Origin of the sequence: Streptomyces sp. NPDC002886, from assembly GCF_042888445.1 — a bacterium.
In the GTDB taxonomy this organism is placed as follows: Bacteria; Actinomycetota; Actinomycetes; order Streptomycetales; family Streptomycetaceae; genus Streptomyces.
In genome coordinates, this window is sequence record NZ_JBIAPV010000013.1 from 38,235 (window position 1) to 52,391 (window position 14,157).

The window sequence follows — 14,157 nt, forward strand, 5'->3', positions numbered from 1 at the left end:
GTCGTGCTCGTGCGTGCTCACGGTTACGGCTCCAGGCTTTCGTTGCTGTCGGTGGTGGCTGTGCCGGCCGTGGTGGCTGTGCCGGCCGCGTTCGAAGGGATCCGTACGGACGGGAAGTCCGCCGAGTCCGTGGTGGTGACGACCAGGGCCCGCCGCTCGGTCTCCGACAGGCGGACCACCAGGTGGCGCCGCCAGTCGGTGTCGTCCCGGTCCGGGTGGTCCTCGCGCCAGTGGCAGCCGCGGGTCTCCGCACGCCGCTGGGCGGCGGCGACCAGCACCCGGGCCACGCACAGGAGGTTGGTGGCCTCCCAGGTCTCGGTGCCGGGCACGGCCGTCTTGCCCCGGGTCTCCAGCTCCGTCAGCGCCGTCGCGTACAGGGCTTCGAGCGCGGCGGCGGCCCGGCGCAGGGACTCGGCGGAGCGCAGCACGCCCGCGCCGTCGGTCATGATGCGCTGGATCTCGTAGCGCGCCTCGGCGGGCTGGAGGGGGCCGGTGGCCGGGACGGGGATGCCGGGGCCGGTGCCCGCGGGCGCGTTCCCGATGATGTCGTCGGAGATGCGCTCGGCGAAGACCAGGCCCTCCAGCAGGGAGTTGGAGGCCAGTCGGTTCGCGCCGTGCACTCCGGTGCAGGCGACCTCGCCGCAGGCGTACAGCCCGGGGACGGTGGTGCGGCCGTGCAGGTCGGTCCGTACGCCGCCGGAGGCGTAGTGCGCGGCCGGGGCGACCGGGATGGGCTCGGTGACCGGGTCGATGCCGTGCGAGCGGCAGGCGGCGAGGATGGTCGGGAAGCGCTGCTCCCACATCTCGGCGCCGAAGTGCCGGGCGTCCAGGTACATGTGCTCGGTGCCCTGCTCCTGCATGCGGCGCATGATGCCCTTGGCGACGATGTCGCGGGGGGCGAGCTCGGCGAGCTCGTGCTGGCCGGTCATGAAGCGGACGCCGCCGGCGTCGACGAGGTACGCGCCCTCGCCCCGGACGGCCTCCGACACCAGGGGCTGCTGGCCCTCGGCGTCGGCGCCGAGGAAGAGCACCGTGGGGTGGAACTGCACGAACTCGAGGTCGGAGACCTCGGCTCCGGCGCGCAGCGCCAGGGCCACGCCGTCGCCGGTGGAGACCGACGGGTTGGTCGTCGCGGAGAAGACCTGGCCCATGCCGCCGGTCGCGAGGATCACGGCGGGCGCGTGGACGGCGCCGACCCCGTCGTGCTGGCCCTCGCCCATGACGTGCAGGGTGACGCCCGCGGTACGGCCCTCGGCGTCCAGGAGCAGGTCCAGGACCAGGGCGTTCTCGACGGTCTCGATGCCGGCGTCCTGGACGGCCTCGACGAGCGCGCGGGAGATCTCGGCGCCGGTGGCGTCCCCGCCCGCGTGGGCGATGCGGCGGCGGTGGTGGCCGCCCTCGCGGGTCAGCTCGATCTCGCCGGTCTCGGCGGAGGTGTCGAAGACGGCGCCGGTCGCGATGAGGCGGCGTACGGCGTCCGGGCCCTCGGTGACAAGGAGCCGGACGGCGGCCTCGTCGCACAGTCCGGCGCCCGCGACGAGGGTGTCGTCGAGGTGCTGCTCGGGGGTGTCCCCGTCGCCGAGGGCGGCGGCGATGCCGCCCTGGGCCCAGCGGGTGGAGCCGTCGTCGAGCCGGGCCTTGGTGACGACGACCGTACGGCGGCCCGCGGCCGCGCAGCGCAGCGCGGCGGTCAGTCCGGCGACTCCGGACCCGACGACCACGACATCGGCGTCCACGGACCAGCCGGGCGCCGGGGCGTGGAGCCGTATGCCGGTGCTGGTGCCCGCTGCTGCGGGGCCTCTGCCTGGGGTGCTCACGGTTGTGCTCCGAACTCCAATGGGATGTTGTCGATCAGCCGGGTCGCGCCCACCTTCGCGGCGACGGCCAGCACGGCCTGACCGGTGAAGCCGTGGCCGGCCTCGGTGAAGTCCTGGGGGTCCACCAGCGCCAGATAGTCCAGGACGAGCGGCGGATCGTGACGGCCCGCCTCCTCCAGGACGTGCCGCGCGGCGGCCCGTACGGCCTCCGGCAGGCCGGCGCCCGCCGCCGAGACGGCGTGCGCGTCGGCGGAGGCCCGGATCTCGCCGAGCCGGGCCAGGCCGGTGGCCCGCTCGTCCCCGGCCGGGGGCGCCTGCGCCTCGGCGCGGGCGCGCAGCGCGGACTGTGCGGCGAGGCGGTCGCGGCCGGCGAACAGGGCGCGGGAGAGCGCGAGGGCGGTGCCGCGCTCCTTGGCGGAGAGGTAGCGGTTGCGGGAGGAGAGTGCGAGCCCGTCCGGCTCGCGGACGGTCGGTACGCCGACCACCTCCACGGGGAAGTTCAGGTCGGTCACCATGCGCCGGATCAAAGCCAGTTGCTGCGCGTCCTTCTGACCGAAGAAGGCCAGGTCGGGGCGGGTGAGGTGGAGCAGCTTGGCGACGACGGTCAGCATGCCGTCGAAGTGGCCGGGGCGGGTGGCGCCTTCGAGGCGGCCGCCCATCGGGCCGGCGGTGATCCGGACCTGGGGGTCGCCGCCGGGGTAGACCTCGTCGACGGCGGGGGCGAACACGGCGTCGGCGCCGGCGGCTTCGGCGATCGCCAGGTCGGCGTCGAGGGTGCGGGGGTAGCGGTCGAGGTCCTCGTTCGCCCCGAACTGGAGGGGGTTGACGAAGACCGTGACCACGACCTGGCCGGTGGGGCCGACGTGTTCGCGGGCGGTGCGGACCAGGGTGGCGTGGCCCTCGTGGAGGGCGCCCATGGTCATGACGACGGCCCGGCGGCCTTCGGTGGCGGTCGCGGTCGCGGTGGCGCGCGGCAGGCGGTGCAGCGCGTCCGCGGTGTCGAGGAGGATCACAGGTCGCCGCCGCCTTCGGTTCCCTCGGGGCCGGGGCGGCCGGGGTCGATGCCGTTCGCGCCGTCGGCGAGGACACCGAGGAGGTCTTCGGCCAGTTCGGGCTTGAGCAGGCCGTGCGCGAGGGCGCGGTCGGCGGTGGTACGGGCCATCGCGAGGTATCCGGCGACCGTGCCCGGGGCGTGCTTGCGCAGCTCCGAGACGTGCGCGGCGACGGTACCGGCGTCACCGCGGGCCACCGGGCCGGTCAGGGCGCCGTCACCGGAGCGCAGGGCGTTGTCGAGGGCCGCGCCGAGGAGCGGGCCGAGCATCCGGGCGGGGTGTTCCACGCCCGCCTTGCCCAGCAGCTCCATCGACTGTGCGACCAGGGTGACCAGGTGGTTCGCGCCGAGGGCGAGGGCCGCGTGGTAGAGCGGGCGGTTCACCTCGGCGATCCACTCGGGCTCCCCGCCCATCTCGATGACCAGGGCCTCCGCGGCGAGCCGCAGCTCGTCGGGGGCGGTCACCCCGAAGGAGCAGCCCGCGAGGCGCTGCACGTCGACCTCGGTGCCGGTGAAGGTCATCGCGGGGTGCAGGGCCAGCGGGAGCGCGCCCGCGCGGCGCGCGGGGTCCAGCACGGAGACCCCATACCGCCCGGAGGTGTGCACGAGGAGCTGTCCGGGGCGGACCGCGCCGGTCTCGGCGAGGCCCTCCACCAGGGACGGCAGGGCGTCGTCGGGAACGGTCAGCAGCACGAGGTCGGAGACCTGCATGACCTGCGCGGGAGAGACGACGGGCACGCCCGGCAGCATCCGCTCGGCCCGGCGCCGCGAGGCGTCGGAGACGCCCGACACGGCGACGGGGCGGTGCCCGGTCTGCTGCAGGGCGCGGGCCAGCGCGGGGCCGACCCGGCCGGCTCCGACGACACCGACGGCGAGCCGGGCGGGGCGCTCCGCCTGGGGGGCTGTGTTCACGCGGGGGAGGCCTTCCGCTCCGTTCCGGTCCGCGGGGGGTACCGGACGATACGTCGCCATGCTAGCTCCTGGTGTGTGGGCCGGTCGGCGATGATCGGGGGATGAACCAGGACACGGAGCGAACGGCGGGCACGCGGGCCGGGGACGACGGGGCGGCGGGACGGGTGACCGGGACCGGCGCGGGTCCCGACGCGGCGGCCGCACGGGAGGCCGGGACCGGCGCGGGTCCCGACGCCACGGCCGCACAGACGGCCGGGGTCGGCACGGGAGCCGGCGCCGCGGGCGGACGGGCGGCCGGGGCGGGTTCGGCTACGGGGGCGGCACCGGGCAAAGGGGCGGAGCCGGGCGAGGAAGGGGAGCCGGGCAGGACGGGGGGCGAGCTGCGGATCGCGGAACCCGACGCGGCGGCGGAACAGGCCGCGGGCGTGGAGCGGATCACAGACCCCAACCTGGACCCGGGCCCGAACCCGGACCCGGAAGCGGCCGGGGAGCCGGGGTCCGGGCGGGTGACGAAGGCGGTGGCCGAGCACTCCGCGGAGCAGGACGAGGATGCCCTGTCGGCTCGGATGGTGGTTGCCGGGCGGGTGGCGCGGCGGAGGCTGTCGCACAGTCTGCGGGAGGCCACGGTCGGCGAGCTGCTGGCGGAGTTGGCCGGGCAGGTCACGGACCCGGACGAGCCGGGCGACGTCTACGGCAACGGCGTCGTGGAGCGGCTGGAGCGCCGGGTCGCGGAGCTGCTCGGCACGCAGGACGCGGCGTTCTTCCCGACCGGGACCATGGCCCAGCAGATCGCGCTGCGCTGCTGGGCCGGCCGGACCGGGAACCCGGTGGTCGCCCTGCACCCGACGAGCCACCCGGAACGGTGGGAGGGCGGCGCGCTGTCGGTCGTCTCGGGGCTGCGGACCGTCCACCCGACGGGCGAACCGCGCCAGCCGACCGCGTCCGAGGTCGCCGAGCTGCCGGAACCGTTCGGGACGCTGATGCTGGAGCTTCCGCTCCGGGACGCGGGCTTCCTGCTCCCGACCTGGGAGGAGCTGTCGGCCCTGGTGGACGCCGCCCGGGAACGGGACGCGGTCGTCCACTTCGACGGGGCCCGGCTCTGGGAGTCGACGGTCCACTTCGGCCGGACGCTGCCGGAGATCGCGGCGCTGGCGGACTCGGTGTACGTCTCCTTCTACAAGTCCCTCGGGGGCATCAGCGGGGCCGCCCTCGCCGGATCGGCGTCGCTCGTGGCGGAGTCGAAGGTCTGGCGGCACCGGTACGGGGGCCAGATCTTCCGGCAGTTCCCGGCCGCGCTGTCCGCCCTGGCCGGACTCGAACGGGAACTCCCGCGACTCCCCTCCTACGTGGCCAAGGCGCGCGCGGTGGCGTCCGCCCTGTCCTCGGCGCTCGCCGCGGCTCCGGAGGTGCCCTGGTTCCGGGTTCACCCGGAGGTGCCGCACACCCACCAGTTCCAGGTGTGGCTCCCGTACGACGCGGACCGCCTCACCGAGGCGGGTGTCCGCCTGGCGGAGGAGACGGGCACGGTCCTCTTCCGCCGCTGGTCCCCCGACGGCCCGCCGGGCCTGTCGGTGACGGAGGTCGAGGTCACCCGCCCGGGCCTGTCCTGGACGGAGGCCGAAGTCACCACAGCGGTGGCCGACTTCGTGGCCCGCCTCTAACCCGGCCGGGCAAGACCAGGCCCGGGCCCACCGACCCCCGGGCCCCGGCCCCGGCCCCGGCAGGACCGAGGGCGGCCCGCAGCCCGGCCGGCAAGCCCCTGGGCCACGGCGGTCAGACCGGGTACCGGCGGGTCAGCACGCGGCGCAGGGCCGAGCGCCAGGGGTGGTGGGCCGGGGCGCCGTCGAGCACGGCCTGGAACTGCTCGTAGGCGCGGGCCGCAAGCAAGACGGCCACGTCGTCGCGGCCCGGCGGCGGGGGCATCGGGGTGCCGTGCTGTGAGGCCCGGTAGGTGTCGACGAGGTACTGCTCGATCGCGGTCATGCGGTCAGCCTGAACCTGGCCGCGGGTGCTGCGCGCGCGGATTGACGGAGGTCATCAATCGCCCCTGCGGGGTCGCCCTCGGCCGACGGGAACCCGCCGACCGGGTGCCCACCCCAGCCCCGCCGGCGCTTGAGGCGCAGGGGCCCGGGGACAGCGTCCCCGGCAACGGCGCTCGGCCACGTGGGGGAAGGGGGCGTGGCCTGGCGCCCGCGCGCGCCCCGCGGCGGCAGAATGATCCGATGAGCGTCACCATCGACATCACCGGGCTCCCCGCGGAGCGGATCGGCTTCGCGCCATCCCCGCTCGCAGAGCTCTGCATGGCGTTGCACGCGCTCTCCCAGCCCGGCCATCACCCCGGGCTCGCCTCCTGGACCTCCATCACCGCCGCCGCGCTGGACCCGGACCTCGCGGACCGGCTGCTCGAGGGCGATTTCATGTGGCGCAGCTCCTTCGCCGACCTGTTCATGGCCTTCGCCGGGATTCCCGGCGGCTCCGGCCTGCCCGGGGCCACGCTCGCCGCCGAGCTCGACGTGCTCGACCGGCTGGACGACGAGCGGTTCGTGACGGCCGCCCTGGAGCACTGCCGGCTGGCCCTCTACAACGACGACGGCGGGCCGTCCCCGCTCTCGGACCCGCTCGCCCGGGCGAAGGCCCTGGAGACGGCCTCCGCGCGCGGGCCGCAGCAGCTGGCCTTCGCCGTGCGGGTGCTCGACGACACCGCCGGTGTCCGCGTCTGGCTGCGCCGGCTGATGGAGGACTGCGACGAGGCCTTCTTCGCGGAGACCTGGCGTCGCGTCGAGCCCCGCCAGAGCGCGGACGCCCGGCACAAGACGGAGGTGCTGCGCCGCAAGGGGCTGCCCGCCGTCCTGAAGGAGGTCTCCTCGGCGCTGAGCGTCGACGAGGGGCTGAACACCGTCACGGTGGACAAGATGGTCCACGGGTCCACGACCGCGACCGATCCCCGAATAGGTGACGGCCTGCTGTTCGTGCCCACGAACTTCGGCTGGCCCCACCTGCTGGTGCTGCACGCCCCCGGCTGGCGTCCGGTGATCCACTACCCGCTCGGCTCTCCCGAACTGGCCTCCTCACCGGGGTCGGTGGAGTTGATGCAGCGGCGCATGGAGGCTCTGGCGCATCCGATGCGGATGATGCTGTGCCGCAATCTGGCGCGCGCCCCGTACACGACCGGCGAGTTGGCGGCCGCGCACGGGATCACGGCCCCTGAGGTGTCCCGCCATCTGACGGTGCTGAAGAAGGCCGGCCTGATCCAGACCCGCCGCCAAGGGCGGTACGTCCAGCACCAGCTGGACCTGGCGACGGTCGCACGCATCGGCTCCGACTTCATCGAGGGCATCCTGCGGTAGGCCCGCAGTAGGCCTATGACAGGCCGGCGGCAGGCCCGCCAAGGGCCTGTGGCGGCTCCACGGGCCGGACCGGCACACAGAGCGGGCACTGGCCGGATTTCGACGGCTCAGATGATCCGATATACGGATTTCACAAACCGGAATCAGTGAAAAGTCTGGCCATGGCCGCCACTTGATGTCTAACGTGCGTCCACCGCTCCCCCGAATCCGGCGCACGCACCTGACCTGCGTCCGCCTTCGCGTCCCCGCACCGCCGTACGCCCCATGCCACACGCTCCGTGCCACACGCTCCGTGCCACACGCTCCGTGCCACACGCTCCGTGCCACACGCCACACGCCATCCGCATGCGCTCCCGCATCTGCCGTGGAAGGACTTTCATGCCCTCACGCCGTATAGCCGCAGCCACCGCCGCCCTGGCGGCCGCGGCCCTCGTCTCCCCGCTGCTCCTCGCCGGACCCGCCGGTGCCACCGGCAGCCCGCAGAGCGATGCCGCCCGGGGTGACGCCCTGGCCCGCAAGCTGGTCAAGGACTCCACCGGCAAGGGTGCCAACAACCACCTGAAGGTCTTCCAGGCCATCGCCGACTACAACAAGGGCACCCGTGTGGCGGGTTCCAAGGGCCACGTCCAGTCGGCCCAGTACGTCGAGCTCGTCATGCGGGCGGCCGGATACAAGGTCACCAAGAACGAGTTCGACTTCGTGTTCGTCGAGACGATCGCCGAGACCCTGAAGGTCAACGGCCCGGCCGGCCGCGACGTCCCGATCAAGCTGATGACGTACACCGCCAGCGGTCCGGCGAACGGTGTGACGGCGCAGATCGCCGCCGCCCCGGTCGACGCCGACGGCACCAACGGCTGCGAGCCCGCCGACTTCGCCGCGGGCGCCTTTACCGGCAAGGTCGCGCTGATCAAGCGCGGCGGCTGCGCCTTCGCGGTCAAGCAGCAGAACGCGGCCGACGCCGGCGCGGTCGGCGCGGTGATCTACAACAACACCGAGGGCGCCCTCAACGGCACCATCGGCGCGGCCGACGCGGGCAAGATCCCGACCGGCGGTGTCACGCTGGCCGAGGGCCAGCGGCTCGCCGCCGACGCCGCCGCGGGGCCGGTCGAGGTCACCCTCGACATCCGCGAGTTCCGGGAGAACCGCAAGACGTACAACGTCGTCGCGGAGACGCGGGGCGGCGACGAGAACAACACCGTCTTCCTCGGCGCGCACCTCGACTCCGTCGCGAAGGGCCCGGGCATCAACGACAACGGCTCCGGCTCGGCGGGCATCCTCCAGGTCGCGCAGAAGCTCGCGAGCAGCCAGACGAAGATCAAGAACAAGGTCAAGTTCGCCTGGTGGTCGGCGGAGGAGTTCGGCCTGCTCGGCTCCGAGGCGTACGTCGACGGGCTGACGGAGGTGCAGAAGAAGCAGATCAAGCTCTACTTGAACTTCGACATGATCGCCTCGCCGAACGCCGCGTACTTCGTCTACGACGGCGACGACTCGGACAAGGTCGGCTCGGGCCCCGGCCCCGAGGGCTCGGCGCAGCTGGAGAAGGGGATCAACGACTTCCTCGACTCCAAGAGCATCCCGCGCGAGGGCACCGACTTCTCGGGCCGCTCGGACTACGGCCCGTTCATCGCGGTCGGCATCCCCTCGGGCGGTACGTTCACGGGCGCCGAGGGCATCAAGACGCCGGCGCAGGCGGCGAAGTTCGGCGGGCAGGCCGGGGTCGCGTACGACGTGAACTACCACGGCGCGGGCGACACCCTGGCGAACATCGACCAGAAGGCGCTCGACATCAACGTCGACGTCATCGCGGACGCGGTGGGTCACTACGCGTACGACCTGGCGCCGCTGTCGAAGCCGGTGCCGGCGCAGCCGACCGACGGCTCGGGCAGCGGTGGTGGCCTCCACGAGGGCCACGACCACGAGACGGAGTAGCCGCAACGGGGGCGGGTCGGGGACGGTGCGGCCGCTACGCGGCGCCGAGTCCCCACCCGCCCCCAGACGCCGCCGCTACCCCGGCCAGGCGGCCACCCCGACCGGCTGGACCAGCCAGCCGAAGTCGCCCAGCCCGCCGCGGGCGGTGAGTTCCGCGGCCTCCCCCGCCAGGGACAGCGCGCGGACGTACGCCGCCGGGTCGGTGGAGGCCAGGGTCAGCGGGGGCCGGGCCCCCGAGACGCCGAGGGCGGCCAGCGCGTCCCGCTGGGTCCACAGGACCGCCCCCGGCCCCGCGCACGCGTCGAGCGCCACGTGCGCGGTGACGTCGCAGCTCCCGTCCGGCACGGGGGCGGTCTCCCGCCCGGCCCGGAAGCCGGTCAGCGTCCCGAAGGGCGGACGGGCCTCCCGGGTGTGGGCGTAGTCCACGGCGACCGCGAGTCCCCGCTCCACCGTGGCGACGGCCGCGGCCCAGGCCTCGTCGCGCGGCCGGCCGATCTCCGCCCGGCCCCCGCCGGACTCCGCGCCGGCCCCCGCGCCCGCCCGCGGCCACCACCGCTCCAGCCAGGCCAGGTCCGGCCCGTCCAAGGGACCGCCCGGGCGCTCCGTGCCGTCCCGCGCGACCTCCACGTAGCGGCCGTCCTCGGCGAGGTCCAGCGGTACGTTGTCGAGCCACTCGTTGGCGAAGAGCAGCCCCCGGGTCCCCCGGGGCGGTTCGCTCACCCAGTGGATCCGCCCGTCGAGCCCGGCGGGCCGCTCCGCGCGTTCCACCCCGTACGGCCTCACCCGCGCGGCCGTCTCCGGCGGCAGCGCCGACAGCACCCCGGCCAGCAGCTCCCCGCGGCCGGCCCCTACGTCGACGAGGTCCAGCTCATCCGGGCGGCCGAGTTCCCCGTCCACCCACAGGAGCAGCCGGGCCACGGCCCGCGCGTAGAGCGGCGAGGCATGCACCGACGTGCGGAAATGCCCTGCGGGGCCGGGCCCGCCGGGGCGTACGTAGAAGCCGTCGGGGCCGTACAGCGCCCGCTCCATCGCCGTCCGCCAGCGCACCGGACCCGCCTGCTGATCCGCTTGTCCCGTGCCTTCACCCTGAGTGCTCATCGCTGAAAGGTTATGGTCGTCTCCACCTCGGGTAGTACTCGCGCGTCGCACGGATCGCCCCTCTGGTTGACTCCAGCACCTATCGGCTGTCCCTACTCTGGGTTACGTGCAGCGCCTCTACGATTTCCTCCGCAGACACCCGACGGGCGTCGACAGCTTCTGGGCTGTCCTCTTCTTCGGGTTCTCGATGGCCATCGTCGCCTCGATGCACCAGGGCACGGCCGCCGCGCTGCTCGCCACCCCCTGTGTGGTGGCGCTGAGCAGCGCCATCGCGCTGCGCCGCAAGTGGACCGTGCCGGTCTTCTGGCTCACCGTCGCCACCGGCCTCTACCAACTGGCCATCGGCGCGGAGGCGAACTTCTACGACTTCGCGATGCTCGTGGTCCTCTTCACGGTGGCCGCCTCCGACGTGCCGCGCTGGGTCTCGCGCACGGCCCTCGGCTGGGGGCTGAGCGCCTCCGCGCTGTACTTCCTGCGCAACGGCGTGGACAAGTCGAACTCCGCCACCGACAACCTGCTCTTCGTCGTGTTCATGATGATCCCGTTCGCCCTCGCCTGGGTGACGGGCGATTCCCTGCGCACCCGCCGGGCCTATTACGCCCAGCTCGTCGAGCGCAACCAGCGCCTGGAACAGGAGCGCGCGGCCCAGGCCAAGGTGGCCGTCGCCGCCGAGCGGGCCCGGATCGCCCGCGAACTGCACGACGTCGTCGCGCACAACGTCTCGGTGATGGTCGTCCAGGCCGACGGCGCCGCCTACGTGATGGACGCGGCCCCCGAGCAGGCCAAGGAGGCCCTGCAGACCATCTCCGGCACCGGGCGCCTGGCCCTCGCCGAGATGCGCCGGCTGCTGGGCGTACTGCGCACCGGCGAGCCGCAGGAGTCCGAGGACTACGTGCCGCAGCCCGACGTGGAGCAGATCGAGGTACTCGTCGAGCAGGTACGGGCCGCCGGGCTCACGGTGGACTTCGAGGTCGAGGGCGCCCCGCGCAAGCTGCCCAGCGGCGTGGAGCTGACGGCGTACCGGATCGTCCAGGAGGCGCTGACGAACACCCGCAAGCACGGCGGCCCCACCGCGAAGGCCAGCGTGCGGCTCGTCTACTTCGACGACGGGCTCGGCCTGCTCGTCGAGGACGACGGCCGGGGCGCGGCCCGCGAGCTGTACACGGACGGCGGCGCGGACGGCGCCGGACACGGGCTGATCGGCATGCGCGAACGCATCGGTATGGTCGGGGGCACCCTCGACGCGGGCCCCCGGCCCGGTGGCGGCTTCCGGATCAGCGCCCTGCTCCCCCTGAAGAAAAGGTGACCATGTCCTTCCCCACCGGCCCCTCGATCCGCGTGATGCTGGTCGACGACCAAGTACTGCTGCGCACCGGTTTCCGGATGGTGCTCGCGGCGCAGCCCGACATGGAGGTCGTCGCCGAGGCCGGCGACGGCCTGGAGGCGCTGGAGGTGCTGCGGGCCACCAAGGTGGACGTGGTGCTGATGGACGTCCGCATGCCCCGCCTCGACGGGGTCGAGGCGACCCGCCGCATCTGCGAGCCCGAGGAACACCCCAAGGTCATCATCCTGACCACCTTCGACCTCGACGAGTACGCCTTCTCGGGCCTGAAGGCGGGCGCGAGCGGGTTCATGCTCAAGGACGTCCCGCCGGGCGAGCTGCTGGCCGCGATCCGCTCGGTGCACAGCGGGGACGCGGTCGTCGCCCCGTCCACGACGCGCCGGCTGCTGGACCGGTTCGCGCCGATGCTCCCGACGACCTCGGCCGAGCCGCGGAACAAGGACGTCGAGCGGCTGACGGAGCGCGAGCGCGAGGTCATGCTGCTGGTCGCCCAGGGCCTGTCCAACGGCGAGATCGCCGCCCGCCTGGTCCTGTCGGAGGCCACGGTCAAGACCCACGTGGGCCGCATCCTGACCAAGCTGAACCTGCGCGACCGGGTGCAGGTCGTGGTCCTGGCGTACGAGACCGGCCTGGTCCGCGCGGGCGGCGGCGGGGCGGCGTAGCCCCCGGGCCCGGCCGCTGTCAGGTCATCCAGCGGTCCGGGCGGGCCACGGCCCGGGAGGTCCGGGAGCGGGCCGCCTGGGCGTGGAGCAGTTCGGCGGCCTCCGCCGCCGCGCGCAAGCGGGCCGTGACCGTGCCGTTCGCACCGGTGTCCACGTGCACGTCCGCCACCCCTCGGGCGCGCTGCCAGGGGCCCTGGGAGCGGCGCACGCTCTGCACCTTGGCGTGCGGCACGATCTCCGTACGCCGGCACAGGCGGCCGTGGCGGGCAGCGAACACGTCCGCGGACACGGCCAGGCCATACCCCTTCCACCACACCGGCACCACCCAGCGCGATCCGCTCCGCGGCGAGGGCTCGAAGACGAGGGCCCCCAGGTCGACGCCGGGCAGCACCCGCGCCACGACGGCGTGGGCGGCGGCCCGGGTGGCCACCGGGACCAGGACGTCGTTCTTGGAGCCGGCCACCGCCAGCTCCACCCGGACCCAGCCGCGCCGGCGCCACAGCAGCGGCTCGACGATCCGTACCGTCTGCACGCGCCCCGGCGGCACCGTCTCGTGCACGCGGTCGAGGAGCCCGTGGTCGAGCCGGAGCCCGTCCGGGGACTCGGCGACCCGCCAGTCGTACTCGGCGAGGAAGCGGCCGGCGCTCCCCGCCCACATCGCTCCCAGCACCGGGAGCAGGGTGACGACGGCCACCCACGGGTTGGAGCTGAACCACCACACGAGCAAGGGGCCGGCGATCCCGCCGGCGATGATCACCCAGGTGGTCATGGTGAGCAGCAGGGACATCGCCAGATCGCGCGGCTCCACGCGGAGCAGCTCCCGCTCGGGGGCCTCGCCCAGCAGCGGGGCCTCGGCCGGGGTGAATCCGGCCGCGCGGGCGAGCAGCTCGGCGCGGAGCGAGACGGCGTCCTTCTCCGCGAGGAAGGCCAGCTCGTCCTTGGCCTCCGTACCGATGACGTCGAGCCGCAGCTTGGCGACGCCCGCGAGCCGGGCCAGCAGGGGGCGGGTGACGTCGACCGCCTGGATCCGGTCGAGGCGGATGTGCGCGGTGCGGCGGAAGAGGAGCCCGCTGCGGATGCGCAGTTCGGTGTCGGTGACCGCGTAGTGCGTGAACCACCAGCTGAGGAAGCCGTAGACGCCGAAGACGAGCACCAGGGCCGCCAGCGCGAGGATCCGCAGGACGGTGGAGACGGCCGTCGCCCACTCGGCGAGGTTCTCGCCCTGCTGGGCGACGATGCCGATGGTCGCGGCGATCGGCACCCAGGCCCGGCGCAGCGGCGTGAGGAAGTGCAACCGCCGCTCCTGCGCGGACGCGGACGCGGCGGACGCCGCGGGTCCTGCGGACTCCGCGGACTGCGTGGGCTGCGCGGGCTCCGCAGGCCCCGCGGACTCCGCGCCGGCCGACGGGGTCACAGCCCCGCCGACCTTGCCTCGCCGAGTTCCGTCAGCCGGTCGCGCAGCCGTTCCGCCTCCTCGGGCGCGAGTCCGGGGATCGTGGCGTCGGTGGCCGCCGCGGCCGTGTGGAGCTGCACGGTGGCCAGCCCGAAGCGGCGCTCCAGGGGCCCCGAGGTCACCTCCACCAGCTGCATCCGCCCGTACGGGACCACGGTCTGCTCCCGCCACATCACGCCCCGGCTGATCAGCAGGTCGTCCGCGCGCTCCGCGTACCGCCACGACCGCCAGTTGCGCCCGAGCAGCACCCAGCCCCAGGCCAGCACCACCAGCCAGAACCCGCCGAGCGCCGCCCACCCCGGCCCGGCGGTCAGCGCCAGCACGACGGCCGTCACCACCGCGAAGAGGGACATCCACAGCGCCAGCAGGAGCCTGCGCAGCGTCAGCAGCCCTCCCAGCAGCCCCACCCACTCCGGCGGACCCGCCTCACCCTCTGTCCCCGTGTCCATCCCCCCACCCTAGGGGCGTGCCCCTCGGATCGGGCCGGGCTTGCGGCGCCCGTCGGCCGCCGCTCCCGATCCGGAATCCGGACCGGGCCGCGACCCA

The 14,157-nt window shown here is 74.2% G+C and carries 12 protein-coding genes; 5 read left to right on the forward strand and 7 right to left on the reverse strand.

The genetic code is table 11. The features are described from left to right. Positions 1-23: 23 nt before the first annotated feature. The 3 genes from ACFYYB_RS36790 to ACFYYB_RS36800 are packed head-to-tail and all read right to left on the reverse strand — an operon-like array spanning position 24 to position 3,840. Positions 24-1,817 carry an L-aspartate oxidase gene (locus tag ACFYYB_RS36790; RefSeq protein WP_389441920.1) on the reverse strand — a complete coding sequence of 598 codons (1,794 nt, stop codon included), beginning with the start codon at positions 1,815-1,817 and terminating at the stop codon, positions 24-26. Then, entirely contained in the window at positions 1,814-2,827 is a 1,014-nt protein-coding gene (gene panC, locus ACFYYB_RS36795) for a pantoate--beta-alanine ligase (RefSeq protein WP_389442340.1), read from the reverse strand. Before panC ends, ACFYYB_RS36790 begins: the two co-directional genes overlap by 4 nt. Next, positions 2,827-3,840: a Rossmann-like and DUF2520 domain-containing protein gene (locus ACFYYB_RS36800; RefSeq protein WP_389441923.1), complete on the reverse strand. Its 1,014-nt coding sequence runs from the start codon at positions 3,838-3,840 to the stop codon at positions 2,827-2,829. Before ACFYYB_RS36800 ends, panC begins: the two co-directional genes overlap by 1 nt. A gap of 374 nt (positions 3,841-4,214) precedes the next feature. Here ACFYYB_RS36800 and ACFYYB_RS36805 point away from each other — a divergent pair, with 374 nt between their 5' ends. After that, on the forward strand, positions 4,215-5,441 hold the full coding sequence (locus ACFYYB_RS36805; protein ID WP_389442343.1) for a threonine aldolase family protein: 1,227 nt from the start codon (positions 4,215-4,217) through the stop codon (positions 5,439-5,441). A gap of 112 nt (positions 5,442-5,553) precedes the next feature. Here ACFYYB_RS36805 and ACFYYB_RS36810 read toward each other — a convergent pair whose 3' ends face one another. Continuing rightward, a complete protein-coding gene (locus ACFYYB_RS36810; protein WP_389441925.1) occupies positions 5,554-5,763 on the reverse strand; it encodes a hypothetical protein in 210 nt (69 codons plus the stop codon). Between the two features lie 239 nt (positions 5,764-6,002). On the opposite strand from ACFYYB_RS36810, the gene ACFYYB_RS36815 reads away from it, so the two are divergent. Together ACFYYB_RS36815 and ACFYYB_RS36820 are read left to right on the forward strand one after the other, a co-directional pair. After that, on the forward strand, positions 6,003-7,127 hold the full coding sequence (locus ACFYYB_RS36815; RefSeq protein ID WP_389441928.1) for a DUF5937 family protein: 1,125 nt from the start codon (positions 6,003-6,005) through the stop codon (positions 7,125-7,127). A gap of 378 nt (positions 7,128-7,505) precedes the next feature. Further along, the gene (locus tag ACFYYB_RS36820; protein WP_389441930.1) at positions 7,506-9,056 is read left to right on the forward strand and encodes a M20/M25/M40 family metallo-hydrolase; all 1,551 of its coding nucleotides are present in this window, start codon (positions 7,506-7,508) and stop codon (positions 9,054-9,056) included. Between the two features lie 75 nt (positions 9,057-9,131). Here ACFYYB_RS36820 and ACFYYB_RS36825 read toward each other — a convergent pair whose 3' ends face one another. After that, positions 9,132-10,154: an SAM-dependent methyltransferase gene (locus ACFYYB_RS36825; protein ID WP_389441932.1), complete on the reverse strand. Its 1,023-nt coding sequence runs from the start codon at positions 10,152-10,154 to the stop codon at positions 9,132-9,134. 106 nt (positions 10,155-10,260) lie between these two features. Between ACFYYB_RS36825 and ACFYYB_RS36830 the strand changes: the two genes are divergently transcribed. Both ACFYYB_RS36830 and ACFYYB_RS36835 read left to right on the forward strand, forming a co-directional pair. Then, complete coding sequence (locus ACFYYB_RS36830) at positions 10,261-11,460, forward strand: sensor histidine kinase (protein WP_389441934.1); 1,200 nt, start codon at positions 10,261-10,263, stop codon at positions 11,458-11,460. Between the two features lie 2 nt (positions 11,461-11,462). Then, positions 11,463-12,158: a response regulator gene (locus tag ACFYYB_RS36835; RefSeq protein WP_389441937.1), complete on the forward strand. Its 696-nt coding sequence runs from the start codon at positions 11,463-11,465 to the stop codon at positions 12,156-12,158. Between the two features lie 19 nt (positions 12,159-12,177). Here the strand turns inward: ACFYYB_RS36835 and ACFYYB_RS36840 are convergent, their stop codons facing one another. Both ACFYYB_RS36840 and ACFYYB_RS36845 read right to left on the reverse strand, forming a co-directional pair. Next, positions 12,178-13,572, reverse strand: coding sequence for a PH domain-containing protein (locus ACFYYB_RS36840; protein WP_389441940.1), 1,395 nt, complete (start codon positions 13,570-13,572; stop codon positions 12,178-12,180). Further along, positions 13,569-14,060, reverse strand: a complete 492-nt coding sequence (locus ACFYYB_RS36845; RefSeq protein ID WP_389441943.1) for a PH domain-containing protein — start codon at positions 14,058-14,060, stop codon at positions 13,569-13,571. Before ACFYYB_RS36845 ends, ACFYYB_RS36840 begins: the two co-directional genes overlap by 4 nt. Between the last annotated feature and the right edge of the window lie 97 nt (positions 14,061-14,157).